The organism is Tolypothrix tenuis PCC 7101 (assembly GCF_963874875.1).
Lineage (GTDB): Bacteria > Cyanobacteriota > Cyanobacteriia > Cyanobacteriales > Nostocaceae > Aulosira > Aulosira tenue.
This window is the reverse complement of record NZ_CAWNJS010000001.1, coordinates 3,469,062-3,484,776: the sequence shown is the minus strand read 5'-3', so window position 1 is coordinate 3,484,776 and position 15,715 is coordinate 3,469,062. Positions and strand designations below refer to the sequence as shown.

Sequence of the window (15,715 nt, the reverse complement as noted above, 5' to 3'; positions counted from 1 at the left end):
AATTGTTTCACTTTGCTTCCCCAATCAAAGTAAATGCAGCCCAATCTAGTGGATTACTATACTTTTGTCTGGTTGTGAGCATTGCTGCTCGCAGCGCCGCAGCTTTATCGGGATTGTGTTGCAAATGACGATAAAACTCAGTCATCAAAAAGGCGGTAGAAGTATCTGATACAGACCACAGTGAAACAATTACACTCTTGACCCCAGCAGTAATGAGAGAACGTGATAAACCAATCACTCCATCGCCTGTAATGTTACCACCTCCAGTGTTGCAAGCGCTCAGTACAACCAAGTCGGCGTTGAGTTTCATATCCAAAATTTCACCGGATGTCAGTAAACCATCATCCTGACGAGTAGGAGCAAGAGCGATCGCACCTGGTACGCCCAATCCTTTAAAATCATCAAGTAAGCCGTGGGTAGCAAAATGAATGATTTTAGCTTGGTTCATTTGCTTGACCATTGATGTTTCTGTGGCTTTGCTACCGATAATTGCTTGGGTTTTGAATAAACTGGCAATTTTCTTGGCTTCTGCTTCCGCACCGGGTAATGGTTCCAATATCTCATTTGCTATCGGCAGCTTAGGCATGATAGGATTGCCAACCACCAATATATCTTTTTCAGACTGGGGGATATTGTGGTGTTGCTTGGCAGTTAAGTCTAAAACTTGAATCGCTGGTGCAGTCAGGATAGTATGTTTGTCGATTAAATATTTACCTTGTTGGTCTTGTAGTGCAGGGAATGGTACCAGAAACAACGATGATTGGGGAATGAAGATTACACGAGATTGAGGATCTGTAGGCAGATATTTGGCGATTGGTTGAATGAGGATTTCATAGAGTTTCTTTAACTGGGTTTTTTTGCTACCGGAATTTGGGGGTTCGTTGATTGGTGAAATATTAATACCCCTACCCCTTGCACCTAAAGAATTACGGCTAGCTAACACCAATTTTTGTAAAGGACTCTTGAGAGATTGTTTTAAATTAACTTGCTCAAACGAAATTTTACCTGTAGGGTTAACTACCCAAATATAAAGTTTATCTTCCTCAACTGTAGCGTACTCTACGAGAGTAGCATTTTGAGATTTAGCAATATTTTTAATCTCTGCCAGCTTGAGAGGTTTGATATTGATTTGAGCATTTGGTTTTTCTAATTGCTTTAAGACTAATAAATCCACAAATGCTCTGGCTCTAGTGCGATCGGCTACTTCTAGTGCAGCTTCAATTTTATTTTGGACAATTAAGGATTGAATTAAAAAGCGATAAGTATTTGCTTGGGTATCGATGAAAGCAATTTTTTGAGCATCGCTTAATCCAGGTCGTAAAGCTTCCCAAATATCTATGGCAGCAAATAAGTTTTTCTCTGCTTCAGGATACTGACCTTGATGAATATAAATTAGTCCAATATTGTGGAGAGTTTTTGCTTCTCCAGCTTTGTCACCAATTGTTTTCACAATAGCTAAAGCTTGCTCAAAAGACTCCAAAGCTTTTGCATCTTGTTGTAATGTGCGGTAAACTTCGCCCATATTATTAACATTGCCAGCTTCCCCAGGTTTGTTACCAATTTTTCTGTTAACTGCTAAAGCTTGCTGAAAGTATTCTAAAGCGCGATCGTAATTTTCTAATTGGCGGTAAAGGTCGCCAATATTATTGAGAGTTTCACCTAAACCATCCTGGTCAGAAATTTGCTGACGAATTGCTAAAGCTTGTTGAAGATAATTGAGGGCTTGATTATAGTCTTTTAAATCGCTGTAAGTCTGCCCAATATTATTGATAGTAGTTCCTTCTCCATCTTTATCTGCAATTTGTTTTTGGATTGTTAAAGCTTGCTGGAAATTTTGTAGCGCTTGGGGATATTGTCCTAACATTCGGTAAACTTCCCCAATGTTACTAATATTGACGGCGATGGCAGATTGATCACCCAGTTGTTGACGAATAGCTAAAGCTTGTCCTAAGAAATCTAAAGATTTTGCATACTGACCTAAGTTGTAGTAATAAGAGCCAATATTATTTAGAGATATGCCTTGACCCGATTGATCACCAGCTTGTTTGCTAATGATTAAACCTTGCTGAAAGTACTCATATCCTTTGGGATATTCTCCTCGGTTTTGGTAATTTAAACCAATCAAATTGAGCATGATTACTTGTTCTTCTTTATTGCCTAATTGCTGGTAATTAGCTAAAGCTTGCTGCAAATAATCTAAGGCTTTAGTCTGCTCTCCTAATTTGTTATATATTGATGCAATATTAGACAGCATTGAGCCCTGCTGCTGTTTTTTACCAGCTTGATTGCTGATGGCGATCGCTTGTTGAAAATACTCTAATGCTTTGGTATATTCTCCCATGTCGCGATAAACCAAGCCGATATTATTGAGATTTGCTGCTTGTCCAGCTTTGTCATCAATTTGTTTAACAATTACTAAAGCTGACTCTAAAACTTTTAAAGCTTGGGGATACTGATTAGCTCTGCGGTAAATTTCGCCAATATCATTGAGAACTGTAGCTTCACCGACACTATATTTAATTTCTCTCAGAATTGCTAAAGCTTGCTCAAATAATTTTAATGCTTCCGAATAGTTACCCCGCTCGGCCTGTTGCCAACCTAAGTTAAAAATTTTTACAGCCTCATCTTTGCGAGTTAGATTAGTTTGCGCCTGTGCTGTAACCGTAACCAAAGGTAAAGCAGGTAAGGAAAACAAAGGAACTAACACCAGCAGCCAGGTGAAATATTTCCGGCGATCGCTCATCGCAAATCCTCCAGCAAGAGTATATTTAACTACTTGCTTTTATTTATATCCCTGTATTGTCGCCGAAGGTGCAAAACTTAAAATAAAAAAACTCTCTTAAGTAGGTCAGTGCAATTCAAGATAACTAACATCGGAATTTAGTTTGGGAAAAGGTGAAAGGGTAAGGGTTAAAGGTTTTTTCTTTTCCTTTTCCCCTGACCCTTTTCCCCTTAACCGACAAGTATTGCAATTAGCCCAAGCTTGACATTTGACGGTGCAACAAGTGCAACAAGCCGCAGGGAATCAGCATAGTTGATAGCGCCTGCGGCTTGCTGTCTATTAATTAGAGAATGCAGGAAAGCCGACTTGGGACAGGGTATTTTTATTCTTTTCCATGCCCCATGCCCTATCCCCTATGCCCCGAATAGATTACATTTTACCGTGCTGCATTACTTGTTGCAGATGATTGCGGATTTCTTGAGCTTGCTCAACATCAGACTGCCGCAATTTTTGGAATAATTCTACACAGGGCTGAGAGTTAGCTTCCTGCGCGTCTTTAATGTAAACATCGTAAGCTTTAACTGCTTCTGCTTTATTGTGCAGCACAGTCACAAAATCGTACTCTAGGTTGCTAATCGGTTGTTGAGATTGTCCGTTACCTGTAGCCATAAAATTTACCCTCCTTTAGGTTCTTAACTAATTTCTACCTACCGTCAAAGGAGGCTTCATCTTCCCAGAAGCGTAGAAAAAATTACTCCTGAGTTGGGGATTGGGGATTGGGGACTGGGGATTGGGGATTGGGGACTGGGGACTGGGGATTGGGAGACGAATATAAATTCCCATTACCAATTACCAATTACCAATTACCCATTACCAAATGACAAACGCCAAACCCCTACACCAAAGGCTGATTTTCATCACATCGACGTGAGTATTGAAACTCTAGATTTTGCTTTTCTCTACTTCCTTGATAGACAATAGGGCAAAATTTTGTGTTAGCGCTCATGCAATCCATGTGTGGTGTTTTTGCACACACTATTAATAACGCACCCAAAATGAATAATAAGCCGCAAATTGCTGCTGTTTGAATTGAAGAGATTTCTAAGGCACCGTGAACAACTACTTCTCGTAGAACTGATACAATTGTGACTTCGACTGCGACACCAACAGCAATACTATGCTCTTGTAAATAAACCATGAGCAGCCGAAATAACTCTACCAAAATCAGAATAAATAGTATTTTTGCTGTCACTATTTTGTAGTCAAGTTGATGTGTAATTGCAATTAATATCCCCCATAATTGCAGTAACATGACAGCAAATAAACCTAAACATAAGACTATAACAATTAAGTCTTGAAAAGCCTCCATGTTGCGAACAATCGCATGGCGATCAAACCAGCGATCGCAAAATAGAAATCGGCTTTTAACGCGCTTTTGCATATGCATACCATGACAATGGTGACAGATTGAGAATTACCAACTAGAATATCGATTCATTATTCTTTAACTTGTAGTGTAGGCACCAGTTATCATTAGGCTGAAAACGTAATACCTAAAAGTGCCTATCCTCGCAGAATTCTTTATTTTTAATTAAGCAATCGGTGTTCTAGTTCATCCGATAATTTTGTTGTTGCTTACTATCTATCCTTCGCACCTTAGCGAGGTTGGTAATTGAAATTCTGTGCTTGTTGTAACAATTGCTGGGCATTTTTTCCCCATTGAGGATTGCCTTGAGCATTGTATAAATCTCTGGCATATTGAAAGACTTGGGCGGCTTGTGCATATTGCCTTAATTGCATAAATGCTAAACCTGCACCATAATAAGCGTTGGCATAATTTGAGTTAGCTGTGGCTGCTTTTCTGAAGGCTTCTAAGGCTTCTTGCCATTTACTTTGTTGAAACCAAATTGAACCTAAATTGTAATGTGCTTCCGCATATTGGGGATTAACTCTTAATGCTTGGCGAAAGGCTTCTCTAGCTTGATCAACTTTGCCTTGTTGCAGATAAACTAATCCTAAATGATAGGCTGGCTCTGGGGCATTTTGGCTATATTGCATCGCTTTTTTAAAAGATGCGATCGCTCTTTCCCAATCTCGTTGCTGTTCTCGCAGCAATCCTAAGTTATAGTGGGCAAAACCGAGTTTAGAATCGAGTTCGATTGCTCGTTGTAAGTAATCATTCGCTAACTGCAAATTATTCCCTTCTAATAAAGCTCCGCCTAAATTAGCAAAAGCGGGCGCAAATTTCGGATCTGCTTGGGTTGCTTGATAAAATGCATCTGCTGCAGGTTGTAATTGTCCAGTCTGCCGCAATGCTAGCCCTAAATTGTAGTGGGCGGGGGCTAGTTTGGGATCTAGCAGGATAGCTTTTCTAAATGAAGCGATCGCATCTTGTACTCTGCCAGCTTGAATTGCCTGTAAGCCTTGATTTAATAAGTCTACTGCTCCTTGGCTAGTAGTTTGTGCTAATAACTCCGGTGGGGTGATGGCGAAACTAGTGGAAATATAGATAGAACTACCCCAGAGCAAAGTTAAAGTTATTAATATACTTAGGCGGAAATTATATAAAGATTGCAGAGATTTACTATTAAAACAATACATAAATAATTGTAGAGGCAAGGCAGGGAGTAAGGGTCTATTTGCTCGAAATTCTGTGGATATTATGCCCCTACTTGCCGGATAATTGATTTTTTGGTATTTCCTAAAATAGCAAAACATTTTATAGATTAACTTTTCTTGATTTTACCTACACCACTGATGACAACTGCTGTGTCTGTTAGTTTCATCTTTCATGCTTTATCCTGAATAATTCCGCCTTTAGTTAATTTTTCTTCACAAAGATTCTTCTGATAGGGATTGATTTTACAAAAGTTCAACTCTTGGTATTAAAGTTTGATTTAATTAACTTTTCTTTAGCTAAATCTTACAACAGGCTACAATTTTTCGTTGCATTGATTAAAGGGAGGATAATAACTGATTAAAGAGGAGATGATTCTCAACTTAAGGACTTACGCAAGTGTCACATCTTTTTCGTGAAGGCTGTCCAAAGTCAACAGTCAAAAGTCCAAAAAACATGAATTTTTGACCCTTGACCTTTGACTCTTGACTCTTGACTCTTAAACCACAAGATAGCTGTACCAGTTGCGTACTTAAAGAGAACCATTTTCTATGCCTGAATACACAGGATAATGCGGTTAGTGGTGACTTACCGCCAGGGAGGTTTTATGAACGAAAAAGTAAAATCGGGTTCGCGGAATGTTGCAATTGTCGGCCCTTATTTAAGTGGAAAAACAACCTTATTAGAAAGTTTGTTATTTGTCACAGGGGCTATTTCCCGTAAAGGCAGTGTTAAGGATGGTAACACAGTTGGAGATAGTGCGAACGAATCGCGCGATCGCCACATGAGTGTAGAAGTCAGCGCTGCTAGCACTGAATATAACGACTTGCGCTTTAACTTTCTGGACTGTCCCGGAAGTGTTGAATTTGCCCAAGAAACTTATAATGCCTTAATGGGAGTCGATGCGGCAATTGTAGTTTGCGAACCCATCCGCGATCGCGTCCTCACCCTTGCTCCTCTATTTAAATTCCTAGACGATTGGGAAATTCCCCACATCGTCTTTGTTAATAAAATGGACAGGGCAAATATTCATGTTCTCGAAACATTACACGCCCTCAAAGCCGTTTCCAGCCGTCCCCTAGTTGCCCATCAATATCCCATCATGCAAGGGGAACAGCTCACAGGCTTTATTGATATGGTGAGTGAACAAGCATATCAATATCATCCAGGCGCACCAGCAGACTTAATTCCGTTCCCCGAAAACTTAAAAGAAGAAGAACATACTGCACGAGCAGAAATGCTCGAAGCTTTAGCAAATTTTGACGATCACTTATTGGAAGAACTTTTAGAAGATATTGAACCACCCCAAGAAGAAATCCTCAAGGATTTAAAAATGGAATTAGGGGCAGATTTAGTAGTCCCCGTTTTCTTTGGTGTGGCAGAACAAGATTATGGTGTGAGACCTTTATTAGAAGCTTTGGTACGGGAAGCACCAGAACCAGAAACTACAGCCGAACGTCGCTTAACTAAAGCCAGCAATAGCCCAATTGCCCAAGTATTAAAAACTTTCTACACTCCCCAAGGTGGCAAACTCTCCCTAGTCCGTGTTTGGCAAGGCAAATTAACTGATGGCATTGTCCTCAATGGCGTGCGTGCTGGTGGGCTTTATCGCTTAATGGGACAACAACAGCAGTCAGTTAATGAAGTTTTAGCTGGCGATATTGTAGCTGTAAGCCGTTTAGAAGGCATCAAAACCGGAGATATTCTATCTCCAGATGCACAGTTAAAAGCAGATTTACCGAAAGCTGAACAGTTAGAACCCGTTTACGCCCTGGCGATTACTCCCGAAAAGCGCAACGATGAAGTAAAACTCAGCAGCGCCATCACCAAACTATTAGAGGAAGATCCTTCTCTCAATTGGGAACAGCACGGCGATACCCATGAAGTAATTCTGTGGGGACAAGGCGAAATTCATTTGCAAGTCGCCTTAGATAGACTGCGGCGGAAATATAACCTGCCAATGACTACCCATATGCCCCAAGTGCCTTACAAAGAAACCATCCGCAAACCTGTAGCAGCCGTTCATGGGCGTTATAAGCACCAAAGCGGTGGACATGGGCAATTTGGTGATGTGTTCCTAGATATTCAGCCCCTACCCCGTGGCGAAGGCTTTAACTTCCGGGAAACCATTGTGGGCGGTGTCGTTCCCAGACAGTATATTCCTGGCGTGGAAATGGGTGTGCGAGAATTTCTAGCACATGGGCCTTTGGGCTTCCCAGTTGTGGATGTGGCGGTAACTCTAACCAATGGTTCCTACCACAACGTTGATAGTTCCGAACAAGCCTTTAAACAAGCTGCTAGGTTGGCAATGCAAACAGGAGTACCCCAAGCCCAACCTACCCTCCTAGAACCGATTTTGAAAGTGCAAGTAACCACACCCAGCGAATTTACCTCCAAAGCCTTGCAACTACTCAGTGGTAAACGGGGGCAAATCTTAGGTTACGAAGGCAGAAACGATTGGCAAGGTTGGGATAATATCTCCGCATACCTACCCCAAGCAGAGATGCATGACTTTATTGTAGAACTGCGATCGCTCACTCTCGGCGTTGGTTCCTTCCACTGGGAATATGACCATCTGCAAGAAGTACCAGAAAAACTCGCTGAACGTGTACTGCAAAGCAATACCAATGGTCATGCTAACGGCAACGGTAACGGTAACAGCAAATAATTTTGTTGGGATTTACAATTAATCTAAAATCATCGCCCTGTGCTCATAAGTGCAGGGCGATTTGTTGAAGAGATTTATTTTAGTAGGGTGCGTTATAACGAAGTTTAACGCACCGAAAATCTCGGATGGTGCGTTAGCATACGGCATAACACACCCTACGACTTCAATTTAGTGGTTAGTAATGGTAACACTTCAATTACGACAATTAAGTGTTCCGCCGGGACACAGAGTGATACTTCACAATGTTAATTGGCAAGAATTTCAAGCAATTTTAGAAGAACTTGGCGACCATCGAGCAGCGCGATTAGCTTACAGCCAGGGAACGTTGGAGATGAGAATGCCATTACCAAAGCATGAAGTAGCTAAAGTTATTATTGGGGATTTAGTCAAAATTTTGCTAGAGGAGTTAGAGATTGATTGCGAAAGTTTTGGCTCAACCACCTTTAAACGTGAAGATATGGCTTGTGGTGTAGAGCCAGATGATTCATTTTACATTCAAAATCATGCTCAAATGATTGGTAAAGAGCGCATCGATTTAACAGTTGATCCACCACCCGATTTAGTAATTGAAGTTGATGTTACTTCTAAAACTCAACTGGAGGCTTACGAGGCTTTAAGAGTTCCTGAACTTTGGTTATATGAAGATGGCAAGTTACAAATTAATCTTTTTCGGAATGGTAAATATATTCAATCAGAAATTAGTCCTAATTTTCCTAATTTGCCTATTGTGGAAACAATTCTTCGTTTTGTTGAACAAAGCCGAACTGTGGGGAGAAGTCCAGCATTAAGAGCATTTAGGAAATGGGTGAGAGAGCAAATTTGATATCGCTTTCAATTGCTAGGGCGTACAACGCGAATCAACTTACCTGTTAATGTTTCTTCTTGATTAATTGCTTCACTAATTCGAGTTGCCATTCGCGACCTATCAGCATCATTTGTACAAACAATAATACCTAAATGTTCTGGTAAGCTTTTATGCAGTTTGATAAAGTCTTGACGATTTAGTGTAATAACAGCTCGATTATCGCTGATTGCAAAAGCTAACACTTCCTCATCGGGAATACCTAAATTTGCATTACCAGCTTCTTGTACTGTTAAAACATCATGCCCCATCGTGCGTAATAATTCACTCACTTGCTGAGGGAACATTTCATCAGCATATAAACGTGCCATGATTTAAGCAGCCTCATTAGCACGGATAGCTGCTTCAATTTCTTCAGGATAAGCATCTGCATAGATCCAAGCATTAACTAAATCTGCTGCGCTGATATGTGGATAATCTTGCAAAATTTGAACTTCAGTAATTCCCAAACGGCGTGCTTCGACTAATAGCCAAACTGCAATCCTAGTTCCAGCGATACAGGCTTCTCCACCACAAACACCAGGAGTTTTAGTAATACCTTTTGCTCCAATATTGATGCTTTGAGTTAGGCTTTGGATAATTGCCGCCTTTTCTGTTGGCAGTAGTGCAAGGATTTGATTTTCTAGTTCTTTGAGAGTCATAAGGTAACTAGCAAAATGTTGATTGTATTTATATTGTAGCGGTGGGGTTTTATCTCTTATAGATTAGATGCATTACTCATTAGCTATCCTTGAATCAATGCTTGAAAGAGCTCATCATCTCGAATGCTATCAAAATCAGAGTCAGTTTTTGCCATTTCTCGATATTTATCAGGATTTAGGTTAATTGCTTGTCGCAGATTTTCTAATGCCTGCTCAATATTACTTTGAAGTGCATAACAGCAAGCTTTATTGTAATAAACTCGGTAGTCATCAGGTTGAATTTCCAATACTTTATCGAATGATGTGATTGCTTCTTGATTGTGTCCTAAACGGATTAGTGCAATTCCCCTATTGCCCCAAGCTTGGTGGTCATCAGGTTTAATTGCTAGCACTTTCTTGTAGGATGCAACTGCTTCTTCATAATGTTCTAAATTTTGGAGTGCAATTCCCCTGCTTTTCCAAGTTGCGTGATCATCAGGTTGAAATTCCAATGCTTTGTTGTAGGATACGATAGCTTCTTCATAGCGTCCTATAGCAGACAGTACATTGCCTTTGTTGTACCAAGCTTGGTGTAAATCAGGTTTAATCTGGATGGCTTGCTCGTAAGTGCCGATAGCTTCTTCATAGCGTCCTAAATCACTTAGTGCATTCCCCCGGAAATACCAAGCTTGATGGTAATCAGGTTTAAGTTCGAGTGCTTTGTCATAGGATGCAATCGCTTCTTCATAGCGTCCTAAATTCCTGAGCGCATTCCCCCGGAAATACCAAGCTTGGTGGTAATCAGGTTTAAGTTCGAGTGCTTTGTCATAGGATGCAATCGCTTCTTCATAGTGTCCTAAATTCCTGAGCGCATTCCCCCTGAAATACCAAGCATACTGGTCTGGTTGAATCTTCAAGCCTTTGTTATAGGATGCAACTGCTTCTTCATAGCGTCCTAAATTTAATAGCGCAATTCCTCTTAAGTTTAAAGCATAGCGGTCATCTGGTTTAATTTCTAGTGCTTTTTCGTAGGTATCCATCGCTTCTTTGTAATCTTGTCCAGCTAAGTGCAAACTCCCCAGGTTAATCAGTAAATAATATTGACGATCAGGCGTTTGATAGGTTTGTGCTATTAATTCTTGAATTTTTAGTATTTCTTGAGTTCTTTCTTCTGGAGTTAGAGCGAGATACTTTTCATAATTTCCATCCTGAATAATGCGTGATGACTCTTGTTCTAAAGTTTCTGAATCTATAGGAACTTCAAACAAGCCTGAACGCCAATCAAAAAAGTCTGGCGCACGTTGAATAAAATATTTAATTGCAAATATCGGTAGCAAGAACACAAAACAGATATTAAAGTTCTCTTTAAACCGTTCTCGCTGTTGGTTTAAGTTAATTAAAACAGGCGGAACACCATTCCAACTATATAAATAAATATCTCTACTATTCCAACCCATTAAGCTTTTGCATTCTTCATATTTATAAAACGAATGCTCTAACCCTGTAATAAATAAAATATTTATTTGTTCTTTATTGCCTAAAGTATTAATTATTTCATATAAATTATCAACGTCTTGTTCAAGTCGTAGTACTTCAATATTTTTATTGGAAATATCTTCTTTTACTTTAGCAATTAACTGCTCACCTTCAGCCGGAGAGCAACGGACAAATAATAAGCCAAAACTTTCTGTAAAATTCAGTGTACGGACTAAAGCTTGATATTCTTCATCTTCTTCTGATGGTAAATCCTCATCCCAATCAGTCAGTTTTAGGGTCATAATCTTAGCTGTGTAATACCTGATAGGGTAAAGAGGGGTCAGATCCCCGACTTCTTCAAGGATACAGCTGGCGAATGGTAGGTGACACCCCTCACCACCACGATTTTATAGGGTTTAAGACGCAATCCTCATAATGCGATCGCCTTTTGAAAGCCTTGTTTTATCGTTTATTTGAGGGGTCTTACCCCCTATTCGCCAGCTGCATCCTTCAAGAAGTCGGGGATCTTGCAGCTAGTACTAGGTTCTTGCATTTTTGTGAAAGTATTGTTCATAACATCTGTATTTATTTCTATGCTGGATACAATCGATTAAAGGTATCTTGAAATTCTTTAATTCCCTTAATGAGAGGATGAATATCATACCAAACTTGACTTTCTCCATCTCCATTTAAATAACGATATTCTAAAATACAGCGATTAAATAATAAACCTCGATACAATGAATCGTTTTCTATTTCTTTAGAATGATACACATTTGTCAGTGCTTCCCATTCATTAGCAAAAACTGTATTTCGATAAGTATTTCGCAACTCACTAAATGAGCGCTGTAAAGCTCTGGTAGGAATGGGTAAGCTGTTAGTGTATTTAATCGCCTCCTTCATTAATAATAATAAATTTCGCACATGACCTCCACTCATCAGGCACAGTCTTTCTAAAGCTTCTCGCTGCTCAAACATATCGACTATCGATAAGCTTGGGTCGATTAAACTCAGACGCTTTTGCAGAATTTCTGTAACTTTATTAATTCCCCGTTGATATGGTTGATTATCTGGCGTTTGCACCATTATCATCGGCAATACTTGAGTATTACCATAAATATTGGCTAGGTCTGCAGCGCGATTGGAATACAGCAAAGAAATGGGTATTGTGTACAGCAAATGACAATCTAAAGCTTGCAGTTGTTCGCTACGGTCAAGAAAAATTTGGTCGTGATTGCTGCGTCCATCTTCTTGAGCTATCGGTACAATCCGGTCTAAGTTATCAGCAATTAATACAAGTTGAGAATATCCTGCAGGTAAATGCTTTTTAGCATCTTGAATAAATTCATTTAATGCTGCAATCAAAGTAATTGTATGCGGATTGACACGCTCGCGAATTTTTTGGCGTTGGGTGGGTTCTGTTCGCAAATTTGCCGTTAATTTAGCAAATTGGGAAATTTGTCCTTCTATACTTAAGCTTTGTAAGGAAACTTCAGTTAATGCTAAATCTTTTAAATCTTGCCAACGTTCGCTTAACCAGTTCAACAAACTAGCTGGAGAAGTACTATCTTTTAATGCTTCTAGTAAATGGCGGGTACAAGCTAACAGAATATCAGTATATTGGGCATCTTCTGGTTCAATATCTTGTTCATCGGCGGCAAAATAAACTACAAAGCAACCTTGCTCATCTAAATATTTTTGTAACCGCAGCAATTCTGTAGATTTCCCCGCACCGCGATGACCTGCATACAGTTGCGAGGTCATTCTATCTGAATATAAAATCTCTCTGCCGACTTCTACTAATATGTCCCCATCTCCCCGCACTTCTGTACAATCAACATAAGCCGGATCTCCTGCGGGTAAGGGGCGAAATGGGTCAAAAGCATTGTATATCCGCTTTAATAATGCAAAATCCTGCGTCATAAATCTGAGTTGCTGATTTTAGCGCCATATTATCGCAAACTTTCAGATCTAGGTAGACAATGGAATTGTTGGGTATGTGATTGTTTTGGCTTCCAGTAACATGAGAATTTCTGGTGCGTTAGCCTACGGCGTAACGCACCTTACCTTGAAAATAGACCTCTTGCATGAATCTTTGCCCTCACCCTAAATCCCTCTCTCAAGCATGGGAGAGGGACTTTGATATCGACTCCCCTTCTCTCAATTTCGGGAGAAGGGGCTGGGGCAATACTTGTCGGTTAAGGGTAAAAGGGGAAGGGGAAAAGGGGCAAGAAAAACCTTTAACCCTTACCCTTTCACCTTTTCCCCAAACCAAATTCCGAGTTGAAAATCCTTAACCAAGCAGTATTGGGGGCTGGGGGATGAGGGTAAGTTTTGTATTTGTGCAAGAAGTCTAATGAAGCTCAAAGCCTCGCTGACGAGCAAAATAACCTCATTAACGAGCAAAAAAGCCTCATTGACGAGCAAAATAACCTCGCTGACGAGCAAAATAACCTCGCTGACGAGCAAAATAACCTCATTAACGAGCAAAATAACCTCATTAACGAGCAAAATAACCTCGCTGACGAGCAAAATAACCTCATTAACGAGCAAAATAACCTCATTAACGAGCAAAATAACCTCGTTGACGAGCAAAAAAGCCTCATTCGCGATTCTATAGTATTCGTTGATCAACTCACGGGTGTAGTTTTTGACTTTTGACTCTTGACTCTTGACCGTGGACAGCCCTAACGAGAAAATATTTGTCTAGACGCATATCACGCTGAACTGAGTATGGTGGGGCAAAATAGAAAGAATGACGAATGATTCCAACTCTTCCGACATCCCAACCCCAGAACCCTTCTCAGAAGATGATTTACAACCAGATGATTTTGATGGTGGTACAGGTGAGCATCACCTGACACCAGAAGGATTGGCGACACAACAGGCTTTAGCTGCAATTTCCGCTTTGCAATCGCCACAAAATACCGCAGCACTTAAACAAGCTCGTTCTTTTTTCCAGCCAGCAAAGAGCAATCAATTTTCTGTCAAAACCAGAGCATTAGTACTTACTTTATTAGCGATCGCAATTACTATCCTGGGATTAATCCTGAATAACTGGTTTATTGGTGCTTTCGGAACGCTGATCACCTTAATATTATCCCTAGCGATGCTCTGGCCTTGGGTGCAAAATCTGCTCATCAAGTGGTTCACACCCCAAGATAGAACGCTGTTCATTGCGTTTATCGGACTAATTGTAGCGCTCATTGGCTTTGTGAGATTTTCGGGTTTAGGCGATCGCTTATTAGCCACCGGACGCAAAATTAATTGGGAAGCTTCTGGAACTTTGGCGGAATGGTTCGGCGCTTTGGGACAAATTCTCATCGCCATCATTGCTGTTTACGTAGCTTGGCGACAATACGTCATTTCCAAAGACTTAACAATTCAGCAAAATCTGCTGACAGTGCAACAAAATATCATTACTCAGCAGCAAACAATCGACTCGTATTTTCAAGGTATTTCCGATTTAGTCTTAGATGAAGAAGGACTATTAGAAGATTGGCCGCAAGAAAGGTCAATTGCAGAAGGACGCACAGCCGCAATTTTTAGTAGTGTTGATGGTAGCGGAAAAGCGAAGATTCTCCGCTTTCTTTCCCGTTCCAAATTACTTACACCCCTAAAACGCGATCGGCGTTTGGGAAGAGCTATTCTTAACGGTATTGGTGGATATGCTGAAGACCGTCTCGAAGGTGTGCGTGTCATCGATTTAGGCGTAATGCTAGCTGGCGCAGATTTAGCTGGTACAGATTTACGCTGGACTGATCTCAGCGAAGCTAATCTTGTCCGCGCCGACCTCAGCGGTTGTGATTTAGTCAAAGCCAACCTTTCCCGTACCATTTTATATGATGCCAAACTCCGCAACGCCGATTTAAACGGAGTACGTCTCTTTTATGGTTCAGTAGAAAAAGCATCACCCCGCAGCCGCACCGAACCGCCAAATTATCACACTGGCGAACACACTGGCGCTGTCGTAGAAAATGCCGATTTTACAGATGTGCAGCGAATGACTGATTCAGCACGTTATTATTGCTGCGCTTGGTGTGGCGAACAATCTAGAAGTACAATTCCTGGCGGTTGTGAGGGTATTCCTAATAAGTTGGGGCGGTAATTGGTAATTGGTGATTGGTAATTGGTAATTGGTAATTGGTAATTGGTAATTGGTAATTGGTAAAGAGGAGTTGTGATGACTCCTCTGCAATTTTCCCTTTGACTCTTGCCTTTTCCCCTTCCACTACTTGAAATAAATTTTCATTTTACGGGCATACTGAGGCAAGATTAGGTATTTTTCTGGGAAAACTATAAGTAGTGCAATGGGTGATTAGTTATTGGAGAAATAATATGGGGCGGCCTGATTTTGAAGATTTACAGGTTTATAAATTATCTGAAAAGTTAGGTAATGAAATTTGGAAAATAGTTTTAAGATGGGATAATTTTCCGAAAGATACAATTGGCAAACAGATTATACGAGCAGCAGATAGTATTGGAGCCAATATTGCAGAGGGAAGAGGACGTTATAACTTTCAAGATAATAAAAGATTTGTGAAAATTGCTAGAGGTTCGATGAATGAAACAATTCATTGGATGCGACTAGCTTATAGGCGAAATCTCTTAACAAATGAACAAGTAAATATTCTCAAACCAATCATCGAAGAATTATCCCCTAAGCTCAATGCTTACTTAAATTCAATTGGCAATGGTAATGACTAAACAGCCAATTACCAATTACCAATTACCAATTACCAATTACCAA

Annotated in this window: 13 protein-coding genes; 5 read left to right on the top strand and 8 right to left on the bottom strand. The window is 40.3% G+C overall.

Going from position 1 to position 15,715, the window contains the following annotated elements:
• Window positions 1-7: 7 nt before the first annotated feature.
• From AACU25_RS14250 to AACU25_RS14235, 4 genes are all read right to left on the bottom strand, one after another.
• Window positions 8-2,743: a CHAT domain-containing protein gene (locus tag AACU25_RS14250; RefSeq protein ID WP_096576628.1), complete on the bottom strand. Its 2,736-nt coding sequence runs from the start codon at window positions 2,741-2,743 to the stop codon at window positions 8-10.
• A 408-nt stretch (window positions 2,744-3,151) separates the two neighbouring features.
• The gene (locus AACU25_RS14245) at window positions 3,152-3,391 is read right to left on the bottom strand and encodes a hypothetical protein (protein ID WP_096576626.1); all 240 of its coding nucleotides are present in this window, start codon (window positions 3,389-3,391) and stop codon (window positions 3,152-3,154) included.
• 226 nt (window positions 3,392-3,617) lie between these two features.
• A complete protein-coding gene (locus tag AACU25_RS14240) occupies window positions 3,618-4,169 on the bottom strand; it encodes a phosphate-starvation-inducible PsiE family protein (RefSeq protein WP_096576622.1) in 552 nt (183 codons plus the stop codon).
• A 209-nt stretch (window positions 4,170-4,378) separates the two neighbouring features.
• The gene (locus tag AACU25_RS14235) at window positions 4,379-5,323 is read right to left on the bottom strand and encodes a tetratricopeptide repeat protein (protein ID WP_096576620.1); all 945 of its coding nucleotides are present in this window, start codon (window positions 5,321-5,323) and stop codon (window positions 4,379-4,381) included.
• Between the two features lie 623 nt (window positions 5,324-5,946).
• On the opposite strand from AACU25_RS14235, the gene AACU25_RS14230 reads away from it, so the two are divergent.
• Window positions 5,947-8,007 (top strand): elongation factor G, encoded by a 2,061-nt coding sequence (locus AACU25_RS14230; protein WP_096583748.1) that lies wholly within the window; start codon window positions 5,947-5,949, stop codon window positions 8,005-8,007.
• A 181-nt stretch (window positions 8,008-8,188) separates the two neighbouring features.
• Window positions 8,189-8,830 (top strand): Uma2 family endonuclease, encoded by a 642-nt coding sequence (locus AACU25_RS14225; protein ID WP_096576618.1) that lies wholly within the window; start codon window positions 8,189-8,191, stop codon window positions 8,828-8,830.
• An 8-nt stretch (window positions 8,831-8,838) separates the two neighbouring features.
• Here the strand turns inward: AACU25_RS14225 and AACU25_RS14220 are convergent, their stop codons facing one another.
• From AACU25_RS14220 to AACU25_RS14205, 4 genes are all read right to left on the bottom strand, one after another.
• On the bottom strand, window positions 8,839-9,180 hold the full coding sequence (locus AACU25_RS14220; protein ID WP_096576616.1) for a DUF5615 family PIN-like protein: 342 nt from the start codon (window positions 9,178-9,180) through the stop codon (window positions 8,839-8,841).
• 3 nt (window positions 9,181-9,183) lie between these two features.
• Window positions 9,184-9,510 (bottom strand): DUF433 domain-containing protein, encoded by a 327-nt coding sequence (locus tag AACU25_RS14215; RefSeq protein WP_096576614.1) that lies wholly within the window; start codon window positions 9,508-9,510, stop codon window positions 9,184-9,186.
• A gap of 83 nt (window positions 9,511-9,593) precedes the next feature.
• Window positions 9,594-11,267 carry a tetratricopeptide repeat protein gene (locus AACU25_RS14210; RefSeq protein WP_096576612.1) on the bottom strand — a complete coding sequence of 558 codons (1,674 nt, stop codon included), beginning with the start codon at window positions 11,265-11,267 and terminating at the stop codon, window positions 9,594-9,596.
• 289 nt (window positions 11,268-11,556) lie between these two features.
• Window positions 11,557-12,888, bottom strand: a complete 1,332-nt coding sequence (locus AACU25_RS14205; protein ID WP_096576610.1) for a P-loop NTPase family protein — start codon at window positions 12,886-12,888, stop codon at window positions 11,557-11,559.
• A 417-nt stretch (window positions 12,889-13,305) separates the two neighbouring features.
• Between AACU25_RS14205 and AACU25_RS14200 the strand changes: the two genes are divergently transcribed.
• The 3 genes from AACU25_RS14200 (at window position 13,306) to AACU25_RS14190 (ending at window position 15,672) form a co-directional block, all read left to right on the top strand.
• Window positions 13,306-13,626 carry a hypothetical protein gene (locus AACU25_RS14200; protein ID WP_096576608.1) on the top strand — a complete coding sequence of 107 codons (321 nt, stop codon included), beginning with the start codon at window positions 13,306-13,308 and terminating at the stop codon, window positions 13,624-13,626.
• A 94-nt stretch (window positions 13,627-13,720) separates the two neighbouring features.
• On the top strand, window positions 13,721-15,073 hold the full coding sequence (locus tag AACU25_RS14195; RefSeq protein WP_096576606.1) for a pentapeptide repeat-containing protein: 1,353 nt from the start codon (window positions 13,721-13,723) through the stop codon (window positions 15,071-15,073).
• Window positions 15,074-15,303: 230 nt separating this feature from the next.
• Entirely contained in the window at window positions 15,304-15,672 is a 369-nt protein-coding gene (locus AACU25_RS14190) for a four helix bundle protein (RefSeq protein ID WP_096576604.1), read from the top strand.
• Window positions 15,673-15,715 lie beyond the last annotated feature (43 nt).

Excerpts from the sequence above, each read along its gene's own strand:
- AACU25_RS14250 (WP_096576628.1), bottom strand. The coding sequence starts at position 2,743 with ATGAGCGATCGCCGGAAATATTTCACCTGGCTGCTGGTGTTAGTTCCT.
- AACU25_RS14205 (WP_096576610.1), bottom strand. The coding sequence starts at position 12,888 with ATGACGCAGGATTTTGCATTATTAAAGCGGATATACAATGCTTTTGAC.
- AACU25_RS14230 (WP_096583748.1), top strand. The coding sequence starts at position 5,947 with ATGAACGAAAAAGTAAAATCGGGTTCGCGGAATGTTGCAATTGTCGGC.
- AACU25_RS14225 (WP_096576618.1), top strand. The coding sequence starts at position 8,189 with ATGGTAACACTTCAATTACGACAATTAAGTGTTCCGCCGGGACACAGA.
- AACU25_RS14215 (WP_096576614.1), bottom strand. The coding sequence starts at position 9,510 with ATGACTCTCAAAGAACTAGAAAATCAAATCCTTGCACTACTGCCAACA.
- AACU25_RS14195 (WP_096576606.1), top strand. The coding sequence starts at position 13,721 with ATGACGAATGATTCCAACTCTTCCGACATCCCAACCCCAGAACCCTTC.
- AACU25_RS14240 (WP_096576622.1), bottom strand. The coding sequence starts at position 4,169 with ATGCATATGCAAAAGCGCGTTAAAAGCCGATTTCTATTTTGCGATCGC.
- AACU25_RS14245 (WP_096576626.1), bottom strand. The coding sequence starts at position 3,391 with ATGGCTACAGGTAACGGACAATCTCAACAACCGATTAGCAACCTAGAG.
- AACU25_RS14220 (WP_096576616.1), bottom strand. The coding sequence starts at position 9,180 with ATGGCACGTTTATATGCTGATGAAATGTTCCCTCAGCAAGTGAGTGAA.
- AACU25_RS14235 (WP_096576620.1), bottom strand. The coding sequence starts at position 5,323 with ATGTATTGTTTTAATAGTAAATCTCTGCAATCTTTATATAATTTCCGC.
- AACU25_RS14190 (WP_096576604.1), top strand. The coding sequence starts at position 15,304 with ATGGGGCGGCCTGATTTTGAAGATTTACAGGTTTATAAATTATCTGAA.
- AACU25_RS14210 (WP_096576612.1), bottom strand. The coding sequence starts at position 11,267 with ATGACCCTAAAACTGACTGATTGGGATGAGGATTTACCATCAGAAGAA.